At 45.8% G+C, this 7319-nt stretch carries 3 protein-coding genes, 1 tRNA gene and 3 rRNA genes; all 7 read right to left on the bottom strand.

The features are described 5' to 3' along the window. Nucleotide 1: 1 nt before the first annotated feature. The 7 genes from rrf to truA all read right to left on the bottom strand — a co-directional run bounded on the left by rrf (nt 2) and on the right by truA (nt 7266). Nucleotides 2–117: ribosomal RNA gene (rrf, locus tag ADH51_RS06105) — 5S ribosomal RNA — on the bottom strand. An 83-nt stretch (nt 118–200) separates the two neighbouring features. After that, nucleotides 201–3100: ribosomal RNA gene (locus tag ADH51_RS06100) — 23S ribosomal RNA — on the bottom strand. 146 nt (nt 3101–3246) lie between these two features. Next, nucleotides 3247–3319 (bottom strand) — tRNA-Ala (locus tag ADH51_RS06095). A 54-nt stretch (nt 3320–3373) separates the two neighbouring features. Then, a 16S ribosomal RNA gene (locus tag ADH51_RS06090) occupies nt 3374–4921 on the bottom strand. Together the 16S, 23S and 5S rRNA genes with 1 tRNA gene alongside form the textbook arrangement of a ribosomal RNA operon. 381 nt (nt 4922–5302) lie before the next feature. Beyond that, the gene (locus ADH51_RS06085; protein WP_004182168.1) at nt 5303–5776 is read right to left on the bottom strand and encodes an ECF transporter S component; all 474 of its coding nucleotides are present in this window, start codon (nt 5774–5776) and stop codon (nt 5303–5305) included. Continuing rightward, nucleotides 5766–6527 (bottom strand): bifunctional hydroxymethylpyrimidine kinase/phosphomethylpyrimidine kinase, encoded by a 762-nt coding sequence (locus tag ADH51_RS06080; protein ID WP_048675206.1) that lies wholly within the window; start codon nt 6525–6527, stop codon nt 5766–5768. The genes ADH51_RS06085 and ADH51_RS06080 overlap by 11 nt, the downstream gene beginning before the upstream one ends. Next, on the bottom strand, nt 6520–7266 hold the full coding sequence (truA, locus tag ADH51_RS06075) for a tRNA pseudouridine(38-40) synthase TruA (protein WP_048675203.1): 747 nt from the start codon (nt 7264–7266) through the stop codon (nt 6520–6522). The genes ADH51_RS06080 and truA overlap by 8 nt, the downstream gene beginning before the upstream one ends. Between the last annotated feature and the right edge of the window lie 53 nt (nt 7267–7319).

Below are 7319 nucleotides of genomic sequence, written 5' to 3'. Positions count from 1 at the left end.
CGCTAAGCGACTACCGTATCTAACAGGGGGCAACCCCCAACTACATCAGGCGTACTAGGGCTTAACTTCTGTGTTCGGCATGGGAACAGGTGTATCTCCTAGGCTATCGTCACTTAACTATGAGTATTCTCAACTCAAAATTGAATATCTATACTGTATCAAGAAACCTTAACGTTGTCAATATGTCTCAGTTACTTTCTTTGGATAAGTCCTCGAGCTATTAGTATTAGTCCGCTACATGTGTCACCACACTTCCACTTCTAACCTATCAACCTGATCATCTCTCAGGGCTCTTACTGATATAAAATCATGGGAAATCTCATCTTGAGGTGGGCTTCACACTTAGATGCTTTCAGCGTTTATCCCTTCCCTACATAGCTACCCAGCGATGCTCTTGGCAGAACAACTGGTACACCAGCGGTAAGTCCACTCTGGTCCTCTCGTACTAGGAGCAGATCCTCTCAAATTTCCTACGCCCGCGACGGATAGGGACCGAACTGTCTCACGACGTTCTGAACCCAGCTCGCGTGCCGCTTTAATGGGCGAACAGCCCAACCCTTGGGACCGACTACAGCCCCAGGATGCGACGAGCCGACATCGAGGTGCCAAACCTCCCCGTCGATGTGAACTCTTGGGGGAGATAAGCCTGTTATCCCCAGGGTAGCTTTTATCCGTTGAGCGATGGCCCTTCCATGCGGAACCACCGGATCACTAAGCCCGACTTTCGTCCCTGCTCGAGTTGTAGCTCTCGCAGTCAAGCTCCCTTATACCTTTACACTCTGCGAATGATTTCCAACCATTCTGAGGGAACCTTTGGGCGCCTCCGTTACCTTTTAGGAGGCGACCGCCCCAGTCAAACTGCCCGTCAGACACTGTCTCCGATAGGGATAACCTATCTGGGTTAGAGTAGCCATAACACAAGGGTAGTATCCCAACAACGCCTCACTCGAAACTGGCGTCCCGAGGTCATAGGCTCCTACCTATCCTGTACATGTGGTACAGATACTCAATATCAAACTGCAGTAAAGCTCCATGGGGTCTTTCCGTCCTGTCGCGGGTAACCTGCATCTTCACAGGTACTAAAATTTCACCGAGTCTCTCGTTGAGACAGTGCCCAAATCATTACGCCTTTCGTGCGGGTCGGAACTTACCCGACAAGGAATTTCGCTACCTTAGGACCGTTATAGTTACGGCCGCCGTTTACTGGGGCTTCAATTCATACCTTCGCTTACGCTAAGCACTCCTCTTAACCTTCCAGCACCGGGCAGGCGTCACCCCCTATACATCATCTTACGATTTAGCAGAGAGCTGTGTTTTTGATAAACAGTTGCTTGGGCCTATTCACTGCGGCTGACCATAAGTCAGCGCCCCTTCTCCCGAAGTTACGGGGCCATTTTGCCGAGTTCCTTAACGAGAGTTCTCTCGCTCACCTGAGGCTACTCGCCTCGACTACCTGTGTCGGTTTGCGGTACGGGTAGAGTATAATTAACGCTAGAAGCTTTTCTCGGCAGTGTGACATCACTAACTTCGCTACTAAACTTCGCTCCCCATCACAGCTCAATGTTAGAGATATAAGCATTTGACTCATATCACACCTCACTGCTTGGCCAGACACTTCCAATCGTCTGGTTTAGTTAGCCTACTGCGTCCCTCCATCACTATATACTCTAGTACAGGAATATCAACCTGTTGTCCATCGGATACACCTTTCGGTCTCTCCTTAGGTCCCGACTAACCCAGGGCGGACGAGCCTTCCCCTGGAAACCTTAGTCTTACGGTGGACAGGATTCTCACCTGTCTTTCGCTACTCATACCGGCATTCTCACTTCTATGCGCTCCAGCACTCCTCACGGTACACCTTCTTCGCACATAGAACGCTCTCCTACCATACCTATAAAGGTATCCACAGCTTCGGTAATATGTTTTAGCCCCGGTACATTTTCGGCGCAGGGTCACTCGACTAGTGAGCTATTACGCACTCTTTGAATGAATAGCTGCTTCTAAGCTAACATCCTAGTTGTCTGTGCAACCCCACATCCTTTTCCACTTAACATATATTTTGGGACCTTAGCTGGTGGTCTGGGCTGTTTCCCTTTCGACTACGGATCTTAGCACTCGCAGTCTGACTGCCGATTATATCTCGTTGGCATTCGGAGTTTATCTGAGATTGGTAATCCGGGATGGACCCCTCACCCAAACAGTGCTCTACCTCCAAGAGACTTAACATCGACGCTAGCCCTAAAGCTATTTCGGAGAGAACCAGCTATCTCCAAGTTCGTTTGGAATTTCTCCGCTACCCACAAGTCATCCAAGCACTTTTCAACGTGCCCTGGTTCGGTCCTCCAGTGAGTTTTACCTCACCTTCAACCTGCTCATGGGTAGGTCACATGGTTTCGGGTCTACGACATGATACTAATGCGCCCTATTAAGACTCGGTTTCCCTACGGCTCCGTCTCTTCAACTTAACCTCGCATCATATCGTAACTCGCCGGTTCATTCTACAAAAGGCACGCTCTCACCCATTAACGGGCTCGAACTTGTTGTAGGCACACGGTTTCAGGTTCTATTTCACTCCCCTCCCGGGGTGCTTTTCACCTTTCCCTCACGGTACTGGTTCACTATCGGTCACTAGAGAGTATTTAGGGTTGGGAGATGGTCCTCCCAGATTCCGACGAGATTTCTCGTGTCTCGCCGTACTCAGGATACTGCTAGGTATAAAGACTATTTCGAATACGAGGCTATTACTCTCTTTGGCCTACCTTCCCAGGTAGTTCTTCTATAATCTTTAAGTCCACGTTGCAGTCCTACAACCCCGAAGAGTAAACTCTTCGGTTTGCCCTCTTGCCGTTTCGCTCGCCGCTACTAAGGCAATCGCTTTTGCTTTCTCTTCCTGCAGCTACTTAGATGTTTCAGTTCACTGCGTCTTCCTCTACATTACCTTAACAGTAATGAGTGACAGGCATTACCTGCCGGGTTCCCCCATTCGGACATCTCTGGATCATTGCTCACTTACAGCTCCCCAAAGCATTTCGTCGTTAGTCACGTCCTTCATCGGCTTCTAGTGCCAAGGCATCCACCGTGCGCCCTTATTAACTTAACCTTATTTTGGTCTTTCGACCTAACTCATTAAATATTCACAGCGTTTCGGTTTATTTTCTTGTTACTATCTATATGTAATCAATTACATATGGAATTTGATATAGATATTCAATTTTCAATGGACAATACTTGAATCTTTCGATTCAATGGAGCCTAGCGGGATCGAACCGCTGACCTCCTGCGTGCAAAGCAGGCGCTCTCCCAGCTGAGCTAAGGCCCCACAAGACCTCTCAAAACTAAATAAGAAACTCAAGTACATTCCGTTTTTCCTTAGAAAGGAGGTGATCCAGCCGCACCTTCCGATACGGCTACCTTGTTACGACTTCACCCCAATCATCTATCCCACCTTAGGCGGCTGGCTCCAAAAGGTTACCTCACCGACTTCGGGTGTTACAAACTCTCGTGGTGTGACGGGCGGTGTGTACAAGGCCCGGGAACGTATTCACCGCGGCGTGCTGATCCGCGATTACTAGCGATTCCGACTTCATGTAGGCGAGTTGCAGCCTACAATCCGAACTGAGATTGGCTTTAAGAGATTAGCTTGCCGTCACCGACTCGCAACTCGTTGTACCAACCATTGTAGCACGTGTGTAGCCCAGGTCATAAGGGGCATGATGATTTGACGTCATCCCCACCTTCCTCCGGTTTATTACCGGCAGTCTCGCTAGAGTGCCCAACTGAATGATGGCAACTAACAATAGGGGTTGCGCTCGTTGCGGGACTTAACCCAACATCTCACGACACGAGCTGACGACAACCATGCACCACCTGTCACCGATGTACCGAAGTAACTTTCTATCTCTAGAAATAGCATCGGGATGTCAAGACCTGGTAAGGTTCTTCGCGTTGCTTCGAATTAAACCACATGCTCCACCGCTTGTGCGGGCCCCCGTCAATTCCTTTGAGTTTCAACCTTGCGGTCGTACTCCCCAGGCGGAGTGCTTAATGCGTTAGCTGCGGCACTGAATCCCGGAAAGGATCCAACACCTAGCACTCATCGTTTACGGCGTGGACTACCAGGGTATCTAATCCTGTTCGCTCCCCACGCTTTCGAGCCTCAGCGTCAGTTACAGACCAGAGAGCCGCTTTCGCCACCGGTGTTCCTCCATATATCTACGCATTTCACCGCTACACATGGAATTCCACTCTCCCCTTCTGCACTCAAGTTTGACAGTTTCCAAAGCGAACTATGGTTGAGCCACAGCCTTTAACTTCAGACTTATCAAACCGCCTGCGCTCGCTTTACGCCCAATAAATCCGGACAACGCTCGGGACCTACGTATTACCGCGGCTGCTGGCACGTAGTTAGCCGTCCCTTTCTGGTAAGCTACCGTCACAGTGTGAACTTTCCACTCTCACACTCGTTCTTGACTTACAACAGAGCTTTACGATCCGAAAACCTTCTTCACTCACGCGGCGTTGCTCGGTCAGGGTTGCCCCCATTGCCGAAGATTCCCTACTGCTGCCTCCCGTAGGAGTCTGGGCCGTGTCTCAGTCCCAGTGTGGCCGATCACCCTCTCAGGTCGGCTATGTATCGTCGCCTAGGTGAGCCGTTACCTCACCTACTAGCTAATACAACGCAGGTCCATCTTGTAGTGGAGCAATTGCCCCTTTCAAATAAATGACATGTGTCATCCATTGTTATGCGGTATTAGCTATCGTTTCCAATAGTTATCCCCCGCTACAAGGCAGGTTACCTACGCGTTACTCACCCGTTCGCAACTCATCCAAGAAGAGCAAGCTCCTCTCTTCAGCGTTCTACTTGCATGTATTAGGCACGCCGCCAGCGTTCGTCCTGAGCCAGGATCAAACTCTCATTAAAAACTTTAATAATTGTTCGAGCGTTAACTCATTACCGTCGTCTGACGATTTATTCTTGTAAATTGACAGGTTATAATGTCTTCTATCATAACCCTGCACTTGGTTTCTTATTCAGTTCTCAAAGGTCTTTGTCTCTCTTAAGACAACTTCTATATTCTAGCAAATCTAGAATGCCTTGTCAACACTTTTTTTGAAGTTTTTTCACTTCTCGTGTCCGCTGTCTCTCCCGAAACAGCTTATTTATAATATCATCTCTCACTTGTCTTGTCAATAACTTTTTTAAAGTTTTGGAATCTTTTCAAGTTTGTGGCAAGTCAGTTAAGACAACTTTTATATCTTATCACCCAAATACATTCTTGTCAATAGGGTTTTAGTAAAACTATTACCCTTTTTTAGATTTAACTTTTTTGAATCCTTGATACAATACCCATCCAACGACTAGGCCAAAAGCATTTTGGCAGAAATTAGGAATAACTTCTGCGATTGAAGCTCCTGTTCCATACATAAATACTGAAGCAAGTGCATAGCCACCCACCATCACAATTGTAGCAATCAGAAGACCTAGGATACGGTAGTTACCTTTAAATCCAGCAAAATAACCTTGTGCACCATGGATTAACAAACTAATAAACATCCATTGCGGAGCAGATGATAGCAAATCTATCAAAAATGCAGATAGTCCTCCCACAATTGCCCCTTCTTTCTTGCCAAGATAGAAGGCTGTGAAGTAGATTCCTGCATCTACCAAAGTTAAGAGGCCTGTTGGAGTCGGAATTTTCGCTACGAATCCAAAGGTCACTGATAAAGCCGTTAAGATAGCTAATAATGTTAGCTCTTTTGTTTTCTTATTTTGCATATTGAACTACTCCAAATTCATTTGATTGTTTAATTGATTCATAAACAAAGGCTTTAGCATTTGCCACAGCTTCAGTTTCTGAACATCCTTTAACTAATTCACTAGCTATACTTGAAGCAAATGTACATCCTGCACCGGTATTATTTTTGTCTAGCACAGCTTCTTCAAACAATTTGTAGTCTGTTCCATCATAAAAGACATCTATCGCTTTATTACCATCCAAGCGATTTCCACCTTTGACAACGACAGTCTTAGCACCCAATTCATTGAGATAGCTAGCCGCATGCTTCATGTCATCAATAGTCTTAACCTTTCTATCTATAAGCAGTTCGACTTCAGGTAAGTTCGGAGTGATAACCGTGGTATAAGGGAAAAATTTAACCAATTCATCACGTAGTTGAGAAACTTCAACGTCATGAGTCTCCTTACATACTAAAACGGGATCCAAGACAATTGGAATATCAGAATGTTTTTTAACAAAATCCAACGTTAATTCTGCGATTTCAACGTTAGGCAACAAACCAATTTTAATTGCTGAGAATGGGACATCTTTTAGTGAGTCAAGTTGTTGTTTAAAAACATGAGTATCAACCGAAATGACCTCAAAACCATTCTCAGTCATAGCTGTCAGACAGGTAAGAGCCACAAATCCATGCTGTTTATTAGTGGTAAACGTCGCTAAGTCTGCATGAAGTCCGCCACCACTAAAAATATCATTCCCCGAAATCGCTAAAATCAATTCATCACTCATATCTTATCTCCTTCAAATATAACCCATTTCCTGCTGCCGTTGGTCCTGCGAGATTACGATCACGACTTTCCAACACTGTCTTAACTTGCGAAACAGGCATGCGACCATTGCCAATCTTCAACAAGGTACCGACCATATTTCTGACTTGCTTATAGAGAAAACCATTGCCAGAAAAAGTAAAGATATAAAATCCAGTTTTCTCATCGATAGATACACTAGCTTGTGTAATTGTGCGTACTTTATTTTCTACAGAAGTTCCTGAAGCTGTGAAGCCTGTAAAATCATGTGTACCGACCAAATCCTTAACAGCCTCCTGCATAGGTGCTAAACTCAAAGGATAAGGATAGTGGGTAGCATAATTACGCATCATGGGGTTCTTAGGTCGCCCTGCATCTACTAGGAACTCATAAGTTTTACTGTGTTTATTGTATCGTGCATGAAATTCTTCTGATACAAGTTCAATACTAACAACATCAATATCATCTGGACATTGCGTATCTAAACCAAAACGTAACTTCTCTGGATCCCGCTCCTGGGGCAAGTCGAAGTGGATAACTTGTCCATAGGCATGAACACCTGCATCTGTACGACCCGCTCCATGAACGGTGACAGGTGTTCCGCTATTTAACCGTAAGAGAGTCTTTTCAAGTTCTTCTTGAATAGAACGTGCATTTGGTTGTCTTTGAAAACCTGAGAAAAGTGTACCATCATAGGAAATTGTCGCTTTGTATCTAACCATAAAATTATCATATCAGATTTTTTCAAGGATAAAAAGTAGGTCGATTAGCAACT

The organism is Streptococcus sp. 449_SSPC, assembly GCF_001073005.1.
GTDB lineage: Bacteria > Bacillota > Bacilli > Lactobacillales > Streptococcaceae > Streptococcus > Streptococcus salivarius_F.
This window is presented reverse-complemented; position numbering and strand designations above follow the sequence as displayed.

Excerpts from the sequence above, each read along its gene's own strand:
- ADH51_RS06080 (WP_048675206.1), bottom strand. The coding sequence starts at position 6,527 with ATGAGTGATGAATTGATTTTAGCGATTTCGGGGAATGATATTTTTAGT.
- truA (WP_048675203.1), bottom strand. The coding sequence starts at position 7,266 with ATGGTTAGATACAAAGCGACAATTTCCTATGATGGTACACTTTTCTCA.
- ADH51_RS06085 (WP_004182168.1), bottom strand. The coding sequence starts at position 5,776 with ATGCAAAATAAGAAAACAAAAGAGCTAACATTATTAGCTATCTTAACG.